The organism is Streptomyces sp. (genome assembly GCF_036566765.1).
GTDB lineage: Bacteria > Actinomycetota > Actinomycetes > Streptomycetales > Streptomycetaceae > Streptomyces.
The window spans coordinates 1-21,314 of the sequence record NZ_DATCVQ010000680.1 but is presented as its reverse complement, the minus strand read 5'-3'; the positions used below and the strand labels follow the sequence as shown (position 1 = coordinate 21,314).

Genomic DNA, 21,314 nt, shown 5'->3' with positions numbered 1-21,314 from the left:
CCCTGGAGGGCGTCCTCGGACTCCCGGACACACCACAGCCCCGCCCTCCATCGGAGGACGGGGCTGTCGGCGTCAGACCCTCAGTGCCAGCTGTGCGGCGCCCGGAAACCGGGCTCCCGCTCCAGTCGGCGCCAGCCGGCCTTCGGGCGGCCTCGGTGGGCCGGGGTCTCGGAGGGCTGGGCGGCCGCGCGGGCCAGGAGGATCGCCGTGATGGCGGCGACTTCCTCGGGCTCGGCGTGGCCCTTCTCGACGCGGATGTCAGGGGTGCTCATAGGTCACAGTCTCCGTGAGAGAGGTTTCCGCGAGGGTGTCGCGGAGGGTCCGCGGGGTTACTGCGGAGGGTTGCCGTGCTTACGGGAGGGCAGGTCGGCGTGCTTCGACTGGAGCATCGCCAGGGACCGGATCAGCACCTCGCGGGTTTCCGCCGGGTCGATCACGTCGTCCACCAGGCCGCGCTCCGCCGCGTAGTACGGGTGCATCAGCTCGGACTTGTACTCCTTGACCATGCGGGCCCGCATGGCCTCGGGGTCCTCGGCCTCGGCGATCTGACGCCTGAAGATGACGTTGGCGGCACCTTCGGCACCCATCACCGCGATCTCGTTCGTCGGCCAGGCGTAGGTGAGGTCCGCGCCGATGGACTGGCTGTCCATGACGATGTAGGCCCCGCCGTACGCCTTGCGCAGGATCAGGGAGATCCTCGGCACGGTGGCGTTGCAGTACGCGTACAGCAGCTTGGCGCCGTGGCGGATGATTCCGCCGTGCTCCTGGTCGACACCCGGAAGGAACCCGGGGACGTCCAGGAAAGTGACGATCGGGATGTTAAAAGCGTCACACATCTGGACAAAGCGCGCAGCTTTTTCCGACGCCTCGATGTCCAGGACACCGGCGAGCGAGGAGGGCTGGTTGGCCACGATGCCGACGACCTGGCCGTCCATCCGGGCCAGCGCGCAGATGATGTTGCGGGCCCAGCGCTCGTGGACCTCCAGGTAGTCGCCGTCGTCGACGATCTCCTCGATGACCTTGGTCATGTCGTACGGCCGGTTGCCGTCCGCCGGGACCAGGTCGAGCAGCACGTCGCCGCGCCGGTCCGCCGCGTCCGTGGACTCCGCCCGCGGCGGGTTCTCCCGGTTGTTCTGCGGGAGCATCGACAGCAGGTAGCGCACCTCGGCGAGGCACGTCTCCTCGTCGTCGTAGGCGAAGTGGCAGACACCGGACGTCTCGGCGTGCACGTCCGCGCCGCCGAGGCCGTTCTGGGTGATCTCCTCGCCCGTCACCGCCTTCACCACGTCCGGTCCGGTGATGAACATCTGGGACGTCTCGCGGACCATGAAGACGAAGTCCGTCAGGGCGGGCGAGTAGGCCGCGCCGCCGGCGCACGGGCCGAGCATCACCGAGATCTGCGGGATGACACCGGAGGCCCGGGTGTTGCGCTGGAAGATGCCGCCGTAGCCGGCGAGCGCCGAGACGCCCTCCTGGATACGGGCGCCGGCGCCGTCGTTCAGGGAGACCAGCGGCGCGCCCGCCGCGATGGCCATGTCCATGATCTTGTGGATCTTGGTGGCGTGGGCCTCGCCCAGCGCGCCGCCGAAGATCCGGAAGTCGTGCGCGTAGACGAAGACCGTGCGGCCCTCGACCGTGCCCCAGCCGGTGACGACACCGTCGGTGTACGGCTTCTTGGCCTCCAGGCCGAAGCCCTGCGCGCGGTGCCGGCGCAGCTGCTCGACCTCGTTGAAGGAACCCGGGTCGAGCAGCAGCGCGATCCGCTCCCGCGCGGTCAGCTTGCCCTTCGCGTGCTGCGCCTCGGTCGCTCGGTCGCTCGGGCCGCGCATCGCCTGCTCGCGCAGGGCGTGCAGCTCGGCCACTCGGCCTCGGGCGTCGGTCGGCTCGCTCGGGATCTGGTCCACAACGGTCATGTACCGACCCTACGAACAGGCGCAAGAAAATCCCGCCGTCGACTCCGTACAGTCTCGCGCGCCGAATCCTGGTGGAGCTGGACAGAACCGTCGGCCGAGGGACCCGATACGACAGTCGGGTACCCCCCGGCCTTGTGGGGTTCCTCCAGATGTCAGTGCAGCGCCACCTGGCAGCCATGCGTGGCGCCCGCGGTGCCCGGAGTGATCCGCAGCCGCAGCGTGCGGCCGGTGGCGAGCACCTCCACCGAGGGGTCTCGGGAGACGACCCGGGCGACCGGGCGGTCCCAGACCAGCTCCAGCGGCTGCCCGGTCCGGGGCGGCTCGGCGATCTTCAGGACGGCTCTGTCGCGGCTCCGGCGGAGCAGAACGCTCGCCGGGGCGCTCACGGTGAGGCGTCCCACCGTACCGGCCCGCCAGAAGTTCGCGGCGGTCAGCCCCAGGGAGGGGACGGCGACCGCCTGCCGGTCGGCGGTGTTGTCGAGGATCTCCAGCCAGTCCTCCTCGGCGGCGCGGGCCGCGAGCGTGCGCGCGGAGGCTCCCGGCATCACCAGGTAGGCGTACTCCGCTCGGGTGGGGTCGGTGCCGTGGTCGAGCCACAGGGTCTGGTAGCGGCGGGTGCGGCGCTCGGTGGAGCTGGTGGTGTTGATGTCGCTCCACGCGCCGGTGCGGTCCTCGCGCAGGGTGCGCAGCGCGGCCGTGCCGCCGGGCAGGATCCAGCCGCCGTGGCCTTCGAGGTGGGCCCAGCGGTCGCCGACGGTGAGCCGCTGGGTCCCGTCCCCGTCGAGCCGGCGGTTGTCGACGACCGTCTCGACGGGCACGCCGTCGGTCGCGGTGATGCCGGCCCCGAGGCAGACGATCGCGTCGGCGACGCAGAACCAGGACTTGCGGGCCTCCAGGGTGGAGCCAAGGCCCTTGAGGTGCTGGCCGACGGCGGCGAACTCGCCGTCGGCAGTCCCGCCGACCCAACTCACGGCCGGCTTGGGCGCGCCCCATTCGCCGCCCGCCCGGTCGGCGAGCCGCTTGGTGGACACGGTGGTGCCGGGCAGCCGGTAGAAGTCGACGGTGGGCCAGAACCAGTCGGTGTACTGGGCGTCGGCGTCCGCGCCGGGGCCCCACCAGGAGAGCATCCCGGCGCCGGTGTGCCAGCCGCGCGGGTTCTCGCCGTTGCCGCACTCGTAGTACGAGATCCGCTCCGAGGCCATGGCGATGTTCGCGGTCCAGCCGGGACGGCGGTGCACGGCCCGGTCCATGGCGGCGAACAGGCGGTGGCCGACGGGCTCCGGCGCGGCGGGGACGGGGTCCGCCGCGACGGCGTGCAGCCGGGCCAGGTCGGCGACGCCGAACTGGGGGGCGGACAGGATCGGCGCGACGGTGTCCCGTTCGATCCAGCCCTTCACCCGGGCGTGCCAGCGGGCCCGCTCGGCGGGGCTCGCGCCGCCGGCGAGCAGGGCGATCGCGGCGATGATGCCCTGGCCGTGGAAGTGATCGGAGCGCATCACGTTGCGCGGGTCGTTCCGGGGCATGCCGCGGCTGATGGCGCGGCCGTTGACGCTGTCCATCATCAGGCCGTTGTGGATCAGCGGCGCGTACGCGTGCTCGACGCTGTCCAGGATGACCTGCCGGTTCGGGTCGGCGACGGCCCAGGTCGAACCGGCGAGCAGGGCGAAGAGCCGGCCGAGGCCGTCCAGCATGACCTGGCCGTACGTGCCGGAGTAGGCGACCCAGGTGTGCTGGACGAACGAGCCGTCGGCGTAGAGCCCGTCCCCCTTGGTGACGTACGGGAAGACCGGGCTGAGGGCGTCTCGGCCGAGGGCGAGCTTCGTGGGGTTCGCGCCGAGGACGCCGCGCAGCACGACCGAGCGGCAGAGGTCGACGCGGTTGGCGCCGGTGGAGGTGCCGCTGTAGTCCGTCAGCATCGCGTCGGGGATGAAGTGGTCGACGGCGGCGCAGGCGGCGGCGATCCGGTCGGCGCCGAGGAGCTCGTACAGGGCGGCGACGATGTCCATGAGCAGGCGCGGGCTGCCGATCTGCCACTCCCACCAGTTGCCGTAGCGGGTGGTGGTGGTGTTGTAGATCCGCGCGGAGAGGTGGTCGAGGCCGCGCAGGACGTCGGCGAGGAGGCCGGGGTCGCCGGTGGATCCGGTGCCGGGCTGGAGGTACGCCTGGGTCATCGTCCACAGTCGGCTGTAGCTCGCGGTGATCCCGGACGGCGGGTCGAAGGAACGGTCCGGCCAGAGGGAGGTGTCGGTGGGGGCCATGGCGGCCCGGAACGTGCGGGCGAGGTCACCGGTCTCCCGCAGCCGGGAGGCGTACGGCTCGGCACCGGCGTCGAAGCCGGCGCCGAGCTGGATGTCGAGCCAGCGCCGCCGCAGCGCCGCGAACTCCTCGGTCGGGTCGGCGGGTTCCGCCGCCCGGGCGGCGGGCAGCGGGAGTCCGAGAGCGGCGACGGCGCCGGAGGCGGTGCCGAGGAAGGTACGGCGGGACCAGACGGGAATGGGCACGGGAGCCTCCCGGGGGGAAGTCGGGGAAACCGATCGGCCCGGTGTAACACCCTCTCTCCGACGCAATCAATGAGCACGACCGCGCGCGGCGCAAGCGCTTTCCACCTTCTCCCGTCCGGTCCGCGCCGGGTCAACCGGCGCAGTGGAAGCGGGCGTTCCCCCAGTCGGCGTGGTCGTTGCCGTTCCCGTCGCCGCCGTCGCCGACCACCAGGTCGACGTACGAGGCGCCGGTGACGTCGGCGGTCAGCGCCCAGGCCGCGTCGGTGGCCTTGAGGACCGGGGACTTCACCTTCTCGGCCCCGTCGGCGAGCACGCTGAACTGAACGGTGCCGCGGCTGGTCTGCACGTCGTCCACGCCCACCTCGGCGGTGACGGAGGTGCACCTCCCGCCCAGGTAGTAGCGGACCTTGGCCGGGGCGTGGCTGCCCAGGCCCTTGGCGTACGTCACTCCGCCGATCCGCAGCGGGCCGCCGTCGCCGGTGCCGGTCTCGCCGTTGGAGCCGTCGCGTTCGACCGGCCCCCAGCCATTGGCGGCCGAGGTCCACTCCAGGTCGCTCGCCCAGGCGTCCGCGGTGGGCGGCGAGGGCAGGGTGCGCACCGGGGCAGCGGCGGTGAGCGTCCGCGTCTCTCCCCCGACGGTGTACGTGAGGGTCGCGCCGAGCGGGTACGAGCGGTACGGCGCGTCCACCGGCGGCGTGACCTTCCACGTGGCGGTGGCCTTCCCGCCGGCCGCGACGGAGCCGAGGGCGACGGGCGTGGCCGGCTCGGCGGTCCAGCCTTCGGGCAGGGTGAGGGTGGCCCGGGCCCCTTCGGCGGCGCTCACCTCGTCGTTGCCGAAGACCGCGCCGACCTCGTTGGCGCGGCCCGGCTCCAGGGTCTCCGGGGCGGTGATGCCGAGGGTGCCGCAGGCGGCCTTCTCGGGGGCCGGGCCGAGGTCGGTGACGGTGAAGGCGTCGAGCACGAAGTCCGCGCCGTCGGGGGCGTCGGCGCGCTTGCGCAGGCCGGTCCAGGTGTCGCCGCAGCCGGCGGTCACCGTCTCGGCGAAGTGCCCGGTGGTGCGCTGCTGCCCGATGGGGGTGCGGCGGGTCTCCACGGACCCGTTGCCGTTGGCGCGGTCGTAGCCGGTGACCCACTCGTACGCGCCCGCGTGGCTGGACTGGTAGTCGTACTCGACGCGGTAGCGACGGCCGTCCTGCATGGGCACGGTCCAGGGCGCGGTCCGGTAGACCAGGCCGCTGTTCTCGTCGTGCGACTTGAGCGACTCCGCGCCGCCGAGGACGTCGTCGATCAGCTTCCCGTTCCAGCCGGCCTGGGTGTACGGGGCGTGCAGCTGGGCGATGTGGGTGCGCGGGTCGGTGGTGCCGCCGGAGTCGCCCTTGAGGAAGGGGCCCCAGCCCTGGTCGACGGCCTCGAAGTCCTCGTACACCGCCGCCCCGGCCTTGGTCGCCGGGTCGTTGGCGACGATGCGGACGTCGTCGATCCGGACGGCGGCGTCGCTGCCCTGGGCGGCCTCGATCCGCAGCGGGGTGGCGCCGTTGGCCGGTGCGGTGAAGGTGACCTTGGCGCGCTGCAGACGGGTGCCGTTCCAGTCGGAGGCGGCGACCCGGTCCTCGATGGCGGAGCGCGTCACGGTGACGGACTTCCCGCCGATGGAGAGGGTGGTCGGGCGGGTCCTGCCGGGCTCGACCTCGATCAGGGCGGAGGCGGTGTACCGCGCGCCGGGGGTCAGACCGTTGACCTGCTGACGGACCGAGGCGGCGGCGGAGCCTGTGAGCTTCGCGCTGTTGCGGCCCTGGGCGTCGGTGTCACGGGCGACGGTGCCGGACTTCGTCCAGGCGGTGAGGGCGCGGTCGTTGAAGCCGGGGTCCTTGACCGGGGCGCCCTCGCCCCAGCGCGGGTCGCGGGCCTCGGGGGCGGCGGCCGTCGGGTACAGGACGTACGGCTGCCCGGCGGTGGCGGTCAGGCTGATCCGGCCGCGGCTGGGCGTGACCGTGCCGGTCTTGACCCGGCCGTTGTCGGTGAGCCGGTACACGGTGTAGGAGCCGGTGCCGGGGACGGCCCAACTCGTCTTCCCGCCGGTCTTGTTGTAGTGGTAGAGCTTCTTGCCGCCGTCCCACGGGAGCAGGTAGTCCTCGCCGTCGAGGACCTTGCGGCCGTTCTCGTAGAAGGCGCGGCGACCGTTCTCGACGGCGCCGCGGACGCCGCCGGTGAAGGCGAGTTCGTTGCCCTCCCAGCGGGTGATGCGCTGCTGCTGGAGGTACTTGGCGGGCAGGTTCTTCTGCCAGATGTTGGCGTAGAAACGGTTCCAGTCGGTCTCGCCGGTCCAGCCCTCGAAGTCCTCCAGGGCGGTCTGGCCGAGGACCGGGTGGTTGTTCCAGACGTCCTTCTCGCCGTTGCGGATGAAGCGGACGATCTGGGAGTTGAGGCCCTTGTTCGTCGCGCCGCCGTAGTTCAGGTCGTTGGCCCAGTGGGACCACAGGGAGGCGCGCTCGAACTTCTCGGACCACTCGGTGGCGACGTTCCAGCCCTGGCCCTGCACGGCCTGCAGCGTCTTGTCGGCGATCCAGCCGTGCGTGTAGTAGACGTCGATGTACAGGGTGCTGAGGTTGGGGTCGGTCTCGTCGCGCAGCTGCTTGAAACGGCGGGCCAGGTCACCGCTGTTGATGTCGCGGCGCTGGTCGATGTAGTAGCTCTGATTGAGCCAGTTCCAGCCGGGCTTGGACTTGTCGACGAGGGTCTCGCTGAAGTTCTTCGCCTCGGGGTACGACTCGGTGGCGTTGACGTGCACGCCGAACGTGGAGCCCCACTTCTTGCCCTCCTTCAGGAGGGTGTTGAGGTCGGTGAGGCCGCCGGCCCGCTTGTTGTAGTTGCCGCCGTAGTCGGGGTGGGCGGAGTCATGGCCCTCGGAGCCGTACCCCTTGAGCAGGGTGAACTGGCCGAGCCCGTCGGTCGCGAGGGAGACCCGCTTGACGTCGTCGAGGGTGCGCAGGAAGGGGTGGGTCGCGTTGGACGCGAAGTTGAACGGGATGTGGGCGATCACCCGGTCCGGGGTCTGCTCGCCGCCCGGGGCTTTGATCCCGATGGCGGGGAAGGCGAGCGCGCCGTCCTGCCAGTCCGTCTTCCCGTCGGCGTTGGCGTCGGGCGTGACGACGACCTTGGCCCAGGGGAGGTTCTCGCCGCTCTCGGGCTGGGTCGCGCCGGCGCCGCGGTAGGTCCACTGGCCGGACCAGACGCCGACGCGGGTCTCGGTCGCGCTCTTGCGGGCCTGGTGCCAGAAGCGCGCGCCGTCGCGGGCGCTCGCGCCGGAGGGCTTGTCGTAGCTGGAGTTCGACTCGACGGCGGCGGCGAGGGAGCCGGTGTTGACGATCGCGTAGCTCGCGCCGACGGGGGCGGCCTCGGGCGCGGTCGCGCCGGTGATCTCGGCGAAGACGTCGGCGGTCCGGGTGGAGTCCGGGTCGAGCCGGGTGAAGGCGGTCTTCGCGCCGGTGTCGGCGGAGCCGACGGAGACCAGGTCGTGGCCGGGGATGTCGATCGTGCCGACCCGCAGGGCCTCGGTGTCGCGGACGGCGGTGACCTTGAACGTGGCGGCCCGGCCGCTGACGCTCAGGCGCGCGTCGATCTCGACGCCGGGCAGGTCGGGGAAGACGAGGGTGTAGGCGGCGGAGGACGCGGTGAGGACGGGCGCGCCCTTGGTCTGCACGGCGTAGGAGGCGCCGTTCAGGACGACCCGGGTGACCGGGGCGGTGCTGCCGAGGAGCCGGGCGCCGGTGCCGCGGTCGGTGTACGACAGGACCCGGGGGAAGTCCTCGGCGACGGAGACGGTGAGCAGGTCGGAGGCGATGGCGGCACTGCCGTCCTGGGCGGCGGGGTCCTGGGCGAGGGCGGGCCCGGCCAGGGCGAAAACGGCGGAGGAGGCGGCGGCGAGCGCGCAGGCCGCACGGATTCTTCGCGACTTGGGGAGGGACATGGCCACTAGTTGGCCCCTCTGACAGGGCACCGTCAACGCGATCGCGCCCCGCGGGCCCCGCCAGTCCAACAACCCCCTCCGGTTAGTCCAAGTGACGACCGGAGAGGGTTGGTTGAAGGTGACCTCAGAGGTGCCGTGGCGCGGCCTTCGGGTCAGCAGCCGCCGCAGTTGTAGAAGGTCACGTCCCAGTGGTTGCCCTCGTCGGCGTAGACGTTGCCGGCGCCGGACCTCCACTGCGGGGCGCCGTCGCCGCGCAGGCCGATGTAGGTGAAGGTGTTCCGGATGTAGTTGCCGACGCACGTGTACTTGCTGAAGTCGAGCTTGTAGCCGTTCCAGTGCGAGTACGTGCCGCCCGCGTGGCCGGTCTCGGTGCCGCCCGTGATGTTCAGGGCGCAGCCGCTGGCGCTCTTGAGGGTCTGGGCGCCCTTGGCGGTGGCGAGGTTGAGCTGCTCGAAGGACGTACAGCTGGGGTTGTTCCGGTCGGAGCAGCCGCCGGACGAGGACCAGGTGATTCCGGAGGAGCGGAACATCGAGGTCGCGGTGGCGTGGCTGATCTTGGTGACGGCGTGGGCGTCGGTGGCGGTGGACAGGACGCCGAAGCCTGGGGCGAAGAGGGCGCCGAGGACCAGCGCGAGGGCGGTCAGGACGGAGCGGTACTTCATCGGGGTGCCTCCTGCGATTGACCGTGTCGATGGGGGACGGCTGTGCAGGTGGTGCTCGTGCTCGTCGCGCAGGGAGATGGTGCCGCAGCGCTACGCGCGTCCGCCAGAGGGCCTGGATGCCGGTCGGGTGTCGGCTCGGGGCCGTCCGGGTGACGTTCGGATCCAGATGTTGAAAGTTGAACGGAATAGGTCTATGGTCGATCTCGTTGAAGCTTCAACAAGACCCGATCCAGGGAATCCGATCAAGGAGAACGTCATGGGCCTGTTCAACCGCAAGAGCACCGACACCGCCGTCGCGACCGCCGTCGCCACCCTTCCGGTCGACCCGGCCCTGGCCGCGCTGACCGGCGAGTACAGCATCGACCCGGCCCACAGCAGCATCGGCTTCACCGTCCGCCACGCCATGGTCACCAACGTCCGCGGCACCTTCGGCGAGCACGAGGGCACGCTGACGCTGGACGGCGCCGACCCGGCCGCCTCCTCCGCCGCCATCGACGTCAAGATCGCCTCGATCGACACCGGCATCGCGGACCGCGACGGTCACCTGCGCAGCGGCGACTTCTTCGACGCCGAGCAGTTCCCGGTCATGCGCTTCCGCTCCACGGAGGCGGCGCAGCTCGGCGGCGACAAGTACCGCATCACCGGTGAGCTCACCATCAAGGACGTGACCAAGCCGCTCGCCATCGACCTGGAGTTCAACGGCACGGCGACGGACCCGTACGGCAACGAGCGCGTCGGCTTCGAGGGCTCGGCCGAGATCCTGCGCTCCGAGTGGGGCCTGACCTGGAACGCGGCCCTGGAGACCGGCGGCGTGATGGTCAGCGACAAGGTCAAGCTGAACTTCGACATCTCCGCGATCAAGAACGCCGCCTGATCGGACTGACCTGATCGCAGTCCCTCCTGCGACACGAGCGCGCCCGCCCTCCGCGACGAAGCGGAAGGCGGGCGCTCGGCGTTTCGCTCGGGCTTTTCCTCGGGCTTTTCCTCGGGCCTTTCCCTCGGGCCTTTCCCTCGGGCTCTTCCACAGCCCCCGGGGCGTTGTCAGTGCCCCCTGCCACCATCGCGGGCATGGAACTGCGCATCGACAGCAGCGTGTTGACCGACGCCGTGGCCTGGGCCGCCCGCGTACTGCCCGTCCGCTCCCCCGTGCCCGTGCTCGGCGGGCTGCTCCTGGAGGCCGAGGGCGAGGGGCTGCGCGTCTCGGGCCTCGACCACGAGGCGTCGGCGCGGACCGAGGCCGCCGCGGACGTCGCCGTACCGGGGCGGGCGCTGGTCCTCGGGAGACGGCTGCTCGACATCTGCAAGGTGCTGCCCCGGGGGCCGGTGGAGCTGGCCGTGGAGGGCGCCCGGCTCGCCGTGACCGGCGGGGACGCGCGCTTCGGGCTCTCGCTGCTGCCGCTCGACGACTACCCGGCGCAGCCCGCCCTGCCGGAGCACCGCGGGGTCGTGGACGCGGACGCGTTCGCGGCGGCCGTGGCGCAGGTGGCGGTGGCCGCGGGGCGGGACGAGTCGCTGCCCGTACTGACCGGGATACGGCTCGCCCTCGACGGCGAGGTCATGACGCTGGCGGCGACGGACCGCTACCGCTACGCGCTGCGCACCCTGGAGTGGAAGCCGGAGTCCGGGGCGGAGCGGACGGCGGACGTGGTCGCCCCCGCGCGCCGGCTCACAGAGATCGCCCGGTCCCTGGCCGGAGCGGGCCCGGTCCGGCTCTCCCTGGACGCCGGCTCGGCCGGTTTCGAGAGCGGCCGGATGCGCACGACGACCCGGCTGCTCGACGGCCGGCTCCCCCGCCACGACAAGCTCTTCGCCCTCGGCGAGCCCGTCTCCGCCACGACGGAGCGCGCCGCGCTGCTGGAGGCCGTGAAGCGGGTCGCCGTGGTGGCCGACGGCGGCAGCCCGCTCCAGCTGGAGTTCACCCGCGACTCCCTGAACCTCCGCGCCGGCTACGAGGACGACATAGCCTCCCAGCGCCTGCCCGCCACGCTCACGAGCGCGGAGCCGATGACGGTCGCCTTCAACCCCGCCTACCTCCAGGACGCCCTGACCTCCTTCGACACCCCGGAGATCCACTTCCACCTCCTGGGCCCCGGCCAACGCGCCCTGATCACGGACGCCACGGCCCCGACCCACCACCACCTGCTGATGTCGGTGAAACCCCCGCTGGTCTGACCGCCGGTCCGGCCGTCGGCCTGACCGTCGGCCTAGAACCCGCCCCCGCCGAAGTCGCCGCCGCCGCCGAAGTCCCCGCCGCCGAAGCCGCCGCCGTCGCCGCCGCCGAAGTCGCCGGAGCTGAAGTCGCCGCCGGAGACGTCGCCGCCCTCGAAGTCGCTGCCGCCGTACTCGGAGGCGTAGGCGGGGGTGGAGAGCATCGAGCCGAGCATGGTGCCCACCAGGAGGCCGGGGAGGAGGCCGCCGCCGAAGTAGCCGCCGGCCCAGGGGCCGTAGGCGGGGCCGGCCTCCCAGTACGGGCGGCGGCCGTTGGCGGTGTCGACGGTGCGGGCCTCGGGGTCCTGGCCGGTGTCGAGGCGGGCCGCGTCGGCGGCGCAGACCGGGACCTCGCGCTCGGCGCCGCCGACCGGGGTCCAGGTCCGGTCCGCTACGGCAGGGCCGTGGCGCGGGTCGAAGAAGCACGGCGGACGGCGCTCCGGCACCGGCCGGTTCTCCCGGCGGGCGCCGAGCACGGCCAGCGACCAGCGGCCGTCCTCCAGCTGCTGGGTCACCTCGCGCACATCGTGCGGATGCCGGGCCGAGCCCATCAGCGACTTCGCCCGGTCGTACGCGTCGAGGGAGCGCTCGTAGTCGCCGCGCATCGCCTCGGTGGCGTTCTTCTCGGCCGGGTGGAAGTCGAGCCGTTCGAGCTCCTCGCCGAAGGAGGTGATGTCCTCGTCGACGACGACCCGGAGCTTGTCCAGGGCCTCGCGCTCCTCTTCCTCCTTGCGCCGCCGGTTGCGCCGGACGACCGCGTACGCGCCCGCGCCGCCGGCGACCAGGACCGCGCCGAGGGTGACCAGGCCGCCCACGGGGACGCCGTCCGAATCGGAGGCAGAGCCGCCGCTCCAGGAGGCGGGGGCTGAGCCGCCGACCGTCGGCAGGGCCTGGTCGACGAAGTTGTTCAGCTCGGTATTGGCGTCCACCCCGGGCTGGTCGACCGCGGTCACCAGGTTCTGTACCGCGTCGCGCGACATCACCGAGCGGTCGGCGCCCGCGTCGAAGGCGTCGCCGAGCCGGACCGCGTAGAGCCCGGTCACCCCGGTCTGGGTGCGCAGATTGCGCAGCAGGTTCTGCTCGGGGAACTCGGAGGTGTCCGGGAGGACGGCGACGAAGACCGGCTTGTCGGCGTTCTCGATCTTCTGCGCGAGCGCATCGGCCTGGGCCGCGGAGAGCTGGTCGGCCGCGTCCGGGTGGACGTAGACCGGGCCCTGTTTCAGGGCCGCGGCCGCGTCCTGGATGCCTGTGGCCCTGGCGCCCGCACCGGGCGCCAGGAGCACGAGCAGCAGCAGGGCAAGGCCCGCCAGGGCCGCCGACACGGATACCCACCTCATCCTCATACCCCCGGATTACCCGATATGGGGTACTTCAGACATTCGGCAGGAAAGACCGCGCCGCCGTCCCGTACGTCAGCCCGCCATCGCCCTCGTCGTCAGCCCCCAGCCGTACGGGAACTGCGCGTCGTACGGGCTCCGGTCCGCGGTCAGCGGGAGCTGGTCGGCCGACTTCGGCCAGCTCACCGGGAGCCGGCCGGTGAAGCCCCGGCGGCCGTAGAGCACGTCCGCGACCCCGTCGCCCTCGCTGCCCGGCAGCCAGGAGGCGACCAGGGCGTCGATCTCCCCGAGCCGGTCGCCGATGAGCTGCGGGCGGCCGGAGACGACCAGGACCGCGCACTTCATGGCCGCGCACACCCGGTCCACCGCCTGCTTGTCCGCGTCCGAGAGCTCCAGGTCGTGACCCTGGACGCCGACGTCGCCCCTGCCCTCCGCGTACGGGACCTCTCCGACGACGACCACGCCCACGTCGTGGCCCGTGGTGGGCGCGGAGGCGTCCTCGGAGTAGGTCACCTGGTCGCCCGGGGCCGCGTTGCGGATGCCCTGCAGGATGGTGGTGCCGGGGAGCGACCGGCCCGAGGCGCCCTGCCAGCCGATGGTCCAGCCGCCCGACTGGTTGGCGACGTCATCGGCGTTGGACCCGGCCACGTACACCCGCTGCCCGGTGCGCAGCGGCAGCACCCGCCCGCTGTTCTTCAGCAGCACCTGGGACCGGCCGACGGCCTCGCGGGCGACGGCCCGGTGCGCGGCCGAGCCGACCGAGGCGAGGTTGGCGGTGTCGGCGTACGGCTTCTCGAAGAGGCCGAGCCGGAACTTCTGCTCCAGGATCCGGGAGACGGCGTCGTCGATCCGGGAGAGCGCGATCCGTCCTGCGGCGATCTCGTCCCGGACGATCCGGCCGAACTCCTTGTACGTCAGCGGGGCCATGTTCATGTCGATGCCGGCGTTGACCGCGTTGCGCACATCGCTGACCGCGTCGCCGTCCATCTGGTCGACGGCCTCCCAGTCGCTGACCACGATCCCCCGGAAGCCGATGTCCCGCTTGAGCAGGCCGCCGATCATCTCCTGGTGGGAGTGCATCTTCACCGGCCCGCTGCGCTCGCCGGTGAGTTCGAGCGCGGAGAAGGAGGGCATGACCGCACCCGCGCCGCGCTCGAGCGCCGCGCGGAACGGGGCGAGGTGGAGGGTCTCAAGATCGGCCCGGTCGATCCGGGTGACGCCCTGGTCGATGGTGTACGGGGGCCGGCCGGAGCCGAACGCGGTGCCGCCGTCGCCGATGAAGTGCTTGGCGGTGGCGAGGACCTTGTCGTTGCGGTCGAGGTCCCGGCCGTCGGGCGCGCCCTGGAGGCCGCGGACGGCGACCGCCATCTGCGTGACCAGGTCGGGGCTCTCGCCGAAGGACTCGTAGGTGCGGCCCCAGCGCACGTCGCGCACCACGCACACGCAGGGCGCGAAGTTCCAGGCGATGCCGGTGGCCCGGGCCTCCTTCGCGGTGATCGCGGCGAGCCGCTCGACGAGGGCGGGGTCGCGGGTCGCGCCGAGCCCGATGTTCTGCGGCATGACCGTGGCGCCCTTGACGAAGGCATGGCCGTGCACGGCGTCGGTGGCGAGCAGCAGCGGGATCTGCAGCCTGGTGGCACGTGTGTACCACTGGTATTCGTCCGTCACCTTGCGCCAGCCCGCGGCGTCCTGCGCGGGCTTGTCGTCCGCCTCGCCCTCGTAGATGACCGAGCCGAGGCCGTACGAGGTGATGTCGTCGTGGGCGGCCAGGGTGTTCCGGCCGGCCTGGGTCATCTGCCCGGTCTTCTCGGCGAGGGTCATCCGGCCGAGGAGGTCGGCGACCCGCTGCTTGACCGGCAGGTTCCGGTCGAGGTACGGCAGCTCGTGGGCGTCGACCACGACGAGAGGGTCGGCGGCGGGCCCGGCGGCCCCGGTGACGTCGAGCCCGACGCGGACCGCCTCGGCGGTCTCGGCGGCGCCGTCGCGGACGGTGCGGACCGAGACGGTCCGCACGGCCCCGGGCGCGCTGCCCGCGGGGAACGTGACGCTGCCGGCGCCGGCCCGGTAGTCCCGGCCGGCGGCAGCAGCGGCGGACCCGGCGGCCCGGCGGGCCGGGGCGTCCGTGCTCCAGCGCACGGTCACCGGGCGGCGCAGCGGCCCGTCGGCCTCCAGGGCGAGGGGGACCTGTGCGGTGCCGCCCTCGGACACCGTGGTGACCGGGGGCGCGGTGACCCGTACCGGGCCGGTGGCGGGCTGTGCCGCCGTCGTGGTGGTCGACGCGGTGAGGCAGCCGGTGAGGACGGCGGCGACGGTCGCGCCGGCCGCCGCCGTCCTGGCCCGCGCCGCGCGAGGCGCAACCGTGCGGAACGTATGACTACTACCCATACCGCACATGCTGGGGCGTACCGACCCCGCAGGGCCGGTACGACGCGCTGCGCGATACGACGAGCTACTCGGCCGGGTCGATTCCCGCCCGGAGGAGCCCGTACGTGAACGCGTCCTCGATCGCCTGCCAGGACGCGGCGATCACGTTCTCGCCGACGCCGACCGTCGCCCACTCGGCGTTGCCGTCGCTCGTGGTGATCAGCACCCGGGTGGTCGACTCGGTGCCGTGCCGGCCCTCCAGGATGCGGACCTTGTAGTCCACCAGCTCGAACTTGGCCAGCGGCGGGTAGATCCGCTCCAGGGCCACCCGCATCGCCCGGTCGAGCGCGTTGACCGGGCCGTTGCCCTCGGCGGTGGCGACGATCCGCTCGCCCTTGGCCCACAGCTTCACGGTGGCCTCGTTGGCGTGCGTGCCGTCGGGCCGGTCCTCGACGATCGCGCGCCAGGACTCGGTGCGGAAGTAGCGGCGGGCCCGGCCCTCGGCCTCCGCGCGCAGCAGCAGCTCGAAGGAGGCGTCGGCGGCCTCGTACGTGTAGCCCTTGAGCTCGCGCTCCTTGACCCGCTCGACGACCCGGGCGACCAGCTCGCGGTCGTCACCGATGTCGACGCCCAGCTCCTTGCCCTTGAGCTCGATGGACGCCCGGCCGGCCATGTCGGAGACCAGCATGCGCATGGTGTTGCCGACCAGCTCGGGGTCGATGTGCTGGTAGAGGTCCGGGTCGACCTTGATCGCGGAGGCGTGCAGCCCGGCCTTGTGCGCGAAGGCGGAGACGCCCACGTACGGCTGGTGCGTGGACGGGGTGAGGTTGACGACCTCGGCGATGGCGTGCGAGATCCGGGTCATCTCGGCGAGCGCGCCCCCGGGCAGCACCTTCTTGCCGTACTTGAGCTCCAGGGCGGCGACCACCGGGAACAGGTTCGCGTTGCCGACCCGCTCGCCGTAGCCGTTGGCGGTGCACTGGACGTGCGTCGCGCCGGCGTCGACGGCGGCGAGGGTGTTGGCGACCGCGCAGCCGGTGTCGTCCTGGGCGTGGATGCCGAGCCGGGCGCCGGTGTCGGCGAGCACGGTGGCGACCACGGCCTGGATCTGGGCGGGGAGCATGCCGCCGTTGGTGTCGCACAGGACGACGACGTCGGCCCCGGCCTCGTACGCGGCGCGGACGACGTCCTTGGCGTACTCCGGGTTGGCCTTGTAGCCGTCGAAGAAGTGCTCGCAGTCGACGAAGACCCGGCGGTCCTGGGAGCGCAGGTACGCGACGGTGTCGCGGACCATCTCCAGGTTCTCCTCCAGCGTGGTGCGCAGCGCCAGCTCCACGTGCTTGTCGTGCGACTTGGCGACCAGCGTGACCACCGGCGCGCCGGACGCGACCAACGCCCTGACCTGCGGGTCCTCGGAGGCGTTGCCGCCCGCGCGGCGGGTGGCGCCGAAGGCGACCAGCTGGGCGTGCTTGAAGTCGATCTCCTGCTGGGCGCGGGCGAAGAACTCCGTGTCCCGCGGGTTGGCGCCGGGCCAGCCGCCCTCGATGAAGCCCACGCCGAAGTCGTCCAGGTGCCGGGCGATGGTCAGCTTGTCGGCGACGGTGAGGTTGATGCCTTCGCGCTGCGCGCCGTCGCGCAGCGTGGTGTCGAAGACGTGGAAGCTGTCGTCGACGCGCGAGGTCTCGTCGGTCTCCGTGCTCATGACTGTGTTGGCTCCTGTCGGATGTGGCTCCGGAAGGTATGGATCCACTTGCCCCCATTTTCGCGCGCGGACGTCGCCGGCCGTGGTGGGGCCGGAAAACGAAAAAACCCCTCGCGGGTGCGAGAGGTCTGCGCGCGGGTCTGGGGCACGGTGTCCACTGCCGCGGGGGTAGAGCCACGGTTCAGCGGTCACTGCGGACCGGCGCGCTACTCCATAATCATGGTGGTAGCAAGCACGTCCGCAGTCTGCCACACCCCCACGACGCCCGGGACCGCGATCTCACGATGCGGGCAGGGCCCGCATCGTGAGCGCCGCCGCGGTCAGCCGGCCTTGACCGGCGCGGGCTCGGCGGGCGAAGCCGAGGCCGTGCCCACCCGCGCGAGGTCGATGTCGCGGGTCTCCCGCATCGCCAGGTAGACGATCAGGGAGACGGCCGCGCAGCCCGCGACGTACCAGTAGTAGCCGGACTCGACCCCGGCGTCCTTGAACCAGAGCGCCACGTACTCGGCGGTGCCGCCGAACAGCGCGTTGGCGATCGCGTACGGCAGGGCCACGCCCAGCGCCCGCACGCCGGTCGGGAACAGCTCCGCCTTCACGCAGGCGTTGATCGAGGTGTAGCCGGTGACGACGACCAGGGCGAGCAGGGACAGGCCCAGGGCCGGCCAGAAGGAGCCCGCGTGCTGGAGCATCGTCATGATCGGCACGGTGAGGAACGTGGAGCCGACCGCGAAGGTGATCAGCAGCGGGCGACGGCCGATCCGGTCGGACAGCCGGCCCGCGAGCGGCTGCAGACAGGCGAACACGATCAGCGCGCAGAAGGAGACCAGGGTCGCCGTCTGCTTGGGCAGCCCCGCGGAGTTGGACAGGTACTTCGTCAGATACGTGGTGTACGTGTAGTAGGAGACGGTGCCGCCCATGGTGAGCGCGATGACGAGGAACGCCTCGCGCTTGTGCGCCCACAGCGCCTTCAGGGTGCCGCGCTCGCCCTGCTCGACGCCGGCGTCGGCGGTCTCCTCGTACACCTCCGTCTCCAGCATGTTGCGGCGCAGATAGAAGACGACGGCCGCGCCGAGCGCGCCGACGATGAACGGGATGCGCCAGCCCCAACTGTGCAGCGCCTCGGCGGACATGGTGCGCTGAAGCACGATCTGCAGGCCCAGGCCCACGATCTGACCCGCCGTCATCGACACGTACTGGAAGCTGGAGGCGAAGCCGCGGTGCTGCGGCGCGGACGCCTCGGTGAGGTACGTGGCGCTGGCGGCGTACTCGCCGCCGACGGACAGGCCCTGCAGCAGACGGGCGATCAGCAGCACGGCCGCGCCCCCGTATCCGGCGACGGCGTACGTGGGCGCGATCGCGATCAGCACGGCGGAGGCGGACATCAGGGTGACGGTCAGAGTGAGCGCCGCCTTGCGGCCCTTGCGGTCGCCGACCCGGCCGAGCAGCCAGCCGCCGACCGGCCGCATGAAGAAGCCGACGGCGAAGATGCCGGCGGTGTTCATGAGCTTGGCGGTGTCATTGCCCTCGGGGAAGAACGCCCCCGCGAAGTACGTCGCGAAACTCGCGTACACGAACCAGTCGAACCACTCGACCATGTTGCCGGCCGAACCGACCCAGATCTTCTTCCAGTGCTCTCGTCCCATGGACCGGAACCGTGCCGGACGTGACACGGGCGCAACAAGGGTGTAGCACGCAACGATCGGGAGTACTTGCGTGCCTTACGGTCGCGGGAGCAACTCGGACTCGATGAACTCGCGTACGTGGTCCAGGACTTGCTCGCGCCCGGTGCCGGGGATGCCGACCGCGACGTGCACGCTGAAACCGTCGAGCAATGCGCGCATTCGGGTGGCGAACCGGTCGGGGTCGACGGGGCGGAACTCGCCGCGCGAGACGCCCTCGGCGAGCAGCGCGACCAGGTCACGGTGCCAGGCGCCCTCGATGGCGGCCTGCCGGTGGCGGGCGTCGTCGTCGGCGTTCTGCGACCGGTTCCAGACCTCCAGCCAGAGCGTCCAGTGCGGGTCGCGCGGAGCAGTGGGCACGTACACGTCCACGTACCCGTCGAGCCGCTCGCGCGCCGTGCCGGGCCGGGAGAGCAGTGCGCTGCGCTCGACGCCGAGGCGACCCTCGCTCCACTCCAGGGTCTGCAGCAGCAGCTCGTCCTTGGTGCGGAAGTAGTAGAGCAGGTGCCCGCTGCTCATCCCGACGTCCCGCCCGAGCCCGGCCATGGTCAGCCCTTCGAGCCCACGCTCGGCGATGGTGTCCATGGCGGCGGCGAGGACGTCCTCGCGGGGCGGGGCGGCCTGATGCCGCCGGCGGGGGGCGGTGGGATTCGTGCGGGTCACTCGTACGTTCTACCCGATCGGCTTCGGCGGGGCTTCCCAGCCCCAGTCGGTCATGCGGACACGCAGCTCCCGGACCTCGTCGGGACCGGGCTCGCCGGCCGCGGCTTCTGCGAAGCCTTCGCCGAAGGCGCCGTCGGCGACCAGGGCCAGGTCCTCGGGCGCGAGGACCCCGGCGAGCAGAACCCGAAGCGCGGCGAAGTCGCCGCGGATCTCCCCGTCCCGGTCCATCTCCCGCAACTGCCTGACGACCGCGACGAGTTCGGGCCGCAGCGCCATCCAGCCCCGCGAGGACTCGATCTCGCACTCCACGTGCCCCATGAACCAGCGCACGACGTCGTACGGGACGTGATGGTGCCCCGAGACCGGGTCGACGCACACGGTCGGCTCCCGCCCCGGGTCCTCGTCGGGGACGATCGCGGTCATGACCGTCCGCTGGTCGACGACGTGCTCCAGCTCCAGGTACCAGGCGTCGTCCGGCACGGAGTACATGATCTCCAGCGCATAGGCGCGGCTCGGGTCCTCGATCAGCGGCATGGCCGCAGGCTGTCACACAGCCCGCGGCCATGGCCAAGGGGTTACCGGGCCGGTCAGACCTTCGGCTGCTGCTGCGTGATGCAGTGGATGCCGCCGCCGCCCGCGAAGATCGCCCGGGCGTCGACCAGGGTGACCGTGCGCTCCGGGAAGAGCCGGCGGAAGATGCCGGCCGCGATCTCGTCGTTCGGGTCGTCGAAGCCGCACAGCACCACGCCGCCGTTGCACAGGTAGTGGTTGATGTACGAGTAGTCGACCCAGTCGCCCTCCTCGTCCTTGAGGACGGTGGGGGCGGGGATCTCGACGACCTCCAGGGCGCGGCCCTTGGCGTCGGTCTGGCCGCGCAGGATCTCCACGTACATCTGGGAACGGACGTGGTCCGGGTGGGCCGGGTCCTGCTGGCTGTGCACGACCACGGTGCCCGGCTTCGCGAAGGCCGCGACGATGTCGACGTGGCCCTGGGTGCCGTACATGCCGTAGTCGCCGGCCAGGCCGTGCGGGAGCCATATCGCCTTGGTGGTGCCGAGCTTGGCGTGGATCTCCGCCTCGACCTGCTCGCGGGTCCACTCGGGGTTGCGGCCCGAGCCGAGCTGGACGGTGTCGGTCAGCAGGACCGTGCCCTCGCCGTCGACGTGGATCGCGCCGCCCTCGTTCACCAGCGGCGAGGACAGCACCGGCACCTCGGCCAGATCGGCGACATGGCGGGCGATCTTGGAGTCGTGCTCCCAGCGGGCCCAGTCCTGGGCGCCCCAGCCGTTGAACACCCAGTCCACGGCGGCCAGCCGGCCCTGCTCGTCCTTGACGAACGTCGGGCCGATGTCGCGCATCCACGCGTCGTCCAGCTCGCGCTCCACCAGCTCGACGTCCGGGCCGAGCAGCTCGCGCGCCGACTCGCCCTGGCCGGGGCCGTGCACCACCGTCACCGGCTCGAACCGGCGTACGGCGCGGGCCACGGTCGCCCAGGCGGCGCGGGCCTCGGCCAGTTCCTCGTCGTTGGTGAAGGTGGGGTTGGGGCCGGGCCAGGCCATCCAGGTGCGCTCGTGCGGGGCCCACTCGGGGGGCATGCGGTAGGTCATGGAGAGGTCCTAGGGGATCAGAGGAAGTAGAGGCGGTTGAGGGAGATCGAGTCGGCGGGCTCGGAGCGGATCGGGTCGCCGTCGAGCGACACCAGACCGGTCCGGCCGTCGACGGCGACGGCTCCGATGCGGGAGTTCAGGAGCAGGTCCGCGGGGCCGATGCCGCGGGTGCCGCGGACCGGGACGCGGCGGCGCCGGGTCGGCATCTTGTCCGCGCCGAGGTCGACGGCGGCCTGCGCGACGAACGCCACGGAGATGTCGGCCGGGGTGGCCCCGTGGGCTCCGAACAGCGGTCCGAGGACGAGCGGTTGGCAGGTGTCGGTGGCGGCGTTCGGATCGCCCACGACCCCCCACGCGGGGAAGCCCGACTTGAGCACCAGCTGCGGCTTGGCGCCGAAGTACTCGGGTCGCCAGAGCACGATGTCGGCCATCTTGCCGATCTCGACGGAGCCGACCTCGTGGGCGAGGCCGTGGGCGATGGCGGGGTTGATGGTGAGCTTGGCCATGTAGCGAAGGACGCGTGCGTTGTCGTCGTGCGCGCCGTCGCCGTCCAGCGGGCCGAGCTCGGCCTTCATCTTGCCGGCCATGGCGAAGGTCCGGCGTACGGTCTCGCCGGCCCTTCCCATCCCCTGCGCGTCGGAGGAGGTGATCCCGATCGCGCCGAGGTCGTGCAGGACGTCCTCCGCGCCCATCGTCCCGGCCCGGATCCGG

14 protein-coding genes and 1 pseudogene are annotated in these 21,314 nt (G+C 72.1%); 2 read left to right on the top strand and 13 right to left on the bottom strand.

From position 1 onward, the window contains the following. Nucleotides 1-80: 80 nt before the first annotated feature. From VIU94_RS39480 to VIU94_RS39460, 5 genes are all read right to left on the bottom strand, one after another. Complete coding sequence (locus VIU94_RS39480) at nt 81-272, bottom strand: acyl-CoA carboxylase subunit epsilon (protein ID WP_331919588.1); 192 nt, start codon at nt 270-272, stop codon at nt 81-83. A 57-nt stretch (nt 273-329) separates the two neighbouring features. After that, nucleotides 330-1,913, bottom strand: a complete 1,584-nt coding sequence (locus VIU94_RS39475; RefSeq protein WP_331919586.1) for an acyl-CoA carboxylase subunit beta — start codon at nt 1,911-1,913, stop codon at nt 330-332. A gap of 152 nt (nt 1,914-2,065) precedes the next feature. Continuing rightward, nucleotides 2,066-4,414 (bottom strand): polysaccharide lyase 8 family protein, encoded by a 2,349-nt coding sequence (locus VIU94_RS39470; RefSeq protein WP_414721085.1) that lies wholly within the window; start codon nt 4,412-4,414, stop codon nt 2,066-2,068. Between the two features lie 130 nt (nt 4,415-4,544). Next, nucleotides 4,545-8,381 (bottom strand): endo-alpha-N-acetylgalactosaminidase family protein, encoded by a 3,837-nt coding sequence (locus VIU94_RS39465; protein ID WP_331919584.1) that lies wholly within the window; start codon nt 8,379-8,381, stop codon nt 4,545-4,547. A 152-nt stretch (nt 8,382-8,533) separates the two neighbouring features. Further along, on the bottom strand, nt 8,534-9,043 hold the full coding sequence (locus VIU94_RS39460; protein ID WP_331919582.1) for a hypothetical protein: 510 nt from the start codon (nt 9,041-9,043) through the stop codon (nt 8,534-8,536). Between the two features lie 256 nt (nt 9,044-9,299). Between VIU94_RS39460 and VIU94_RS39455 the strand changes: the two genes are divergently transcribed. After that, a complete protein-coding gene (locus VIU94_RS39455) occupies nt 9,300-9,917 on the top strand; it encodes a YceI family protein (RefSeq protein WP_331919580.1) in 618 nt (205 codons plus the stop codon). Nucleotides 9,918-10,111: 194 nt separating this feature from the next. Then, on the top strand, nt 10,112-11,215 hold the full coding sequence (gene dnaN / locus VIU94_RS39450) for a DNA polymerase III subunit beta (protein WP_331919578.1): 1,104 nt from the start codon (nt 10,112-10,114) through the stop codon (nt 11,213-11,215). 32 nt (nt 11,216-11,247) lie between these two features. Here dnaN and VIU94_RS39445 read toward each other — a convergent pair whose 3' ends face one another. From VIU94_RS39445 to VIU94_RS39410, 8 genes and pseudogenes are all read right to left on the bottom strand, one after another. After that, nucleotides 11,248-12,594 carry a hypothetical protein gene (locus VIU94_RS39445; RefSeq protein WP_331919576.1) on the bottom strand — a complete coding sequence of 449 codons (1,347 nt, stop codon included), beginning with the start codon at nt 12,592-12,594 and terminating at the stop codon, nt 11,248-11,250. 87 nt (nt 12,595-12,681) lie between these two features. Beyond that, nucleotides 12,682-14,973: pseudogene (locus VIU94_RS39440) on the bottom strand (glycoside hydrolase family 3 N-terminal domain-containing protein); the annotation flags it as partial. A 64-nt stretch (nt 14,974-15,037) separates the two neighbouring features. After that, complete coding sequence (gene cimA, locus VIU94_RS39435; protein ID WP_331919574.1) at nt 15,038-16,654, bottom strand: citramalate synthase; 1,617 nt, start codon at nt 16,652-16,654, stop codon at nt 15,038-15,040. A gap of 320 nt (nt 16,655-16,974) precedes the next feature. Beyond that, on the bottom strand, nt 16,975-18,297 hold the full coding sequence (locus VIU94_RS39430; protein WP_331919572.1) for an MFS transporter: 1,323 nt from the start codon (nt 18,295-18,297) through the stop codon (nt 16,975-16,977). A gap of 75 nt (nt 18,298-18,372) precedes the next feature. Beyond that, nucleotides 18,373-18,918: a TetR/AcrR family transcriptional regulator gene (locus VIU94_RS39425; RefSeq protein WP_331919590.1), complete on the bottom strand. Its 546-nt coding sequence runs from the start codon at nt 18,916-18,918 to the stop codon at nt 18,373-18,375. An 87-nt stretch (nt 18,919-19,005) separates the two neighbouring features. Further along, a complete protein-coding gene (locus VIU94_RS39420) occupies nt 19,006-19,530 on the bottom strand; it encodes a hypothetical protein (RefSeq protein ID WP_331919570.1) in 525 nt (174 codons plus the stop codon). 53 nt (nt 19,531-19,583) lie between these two features. Beyond that, nucleotides 19,584-20,603, bottom strand: coding sequence for an agmatine deiminase family protein (locus VIU94_RS39415; RefSeq protein WP_331919568.1), 1,020 nt, complete (start codon nt 20,601-20,603; stop codon nt 19,584-19,586). A gap of 17 nt (nt 20,604-20,620) precedes the next feature. Further along, the coding region (locus VIU94_RS39410) for an amidohydrolase family protein (RefSeq protein ID WP_331919566.1) at nt 20,621-21,314 on the bottom strand (694 nt) is incomplete at its 5' end.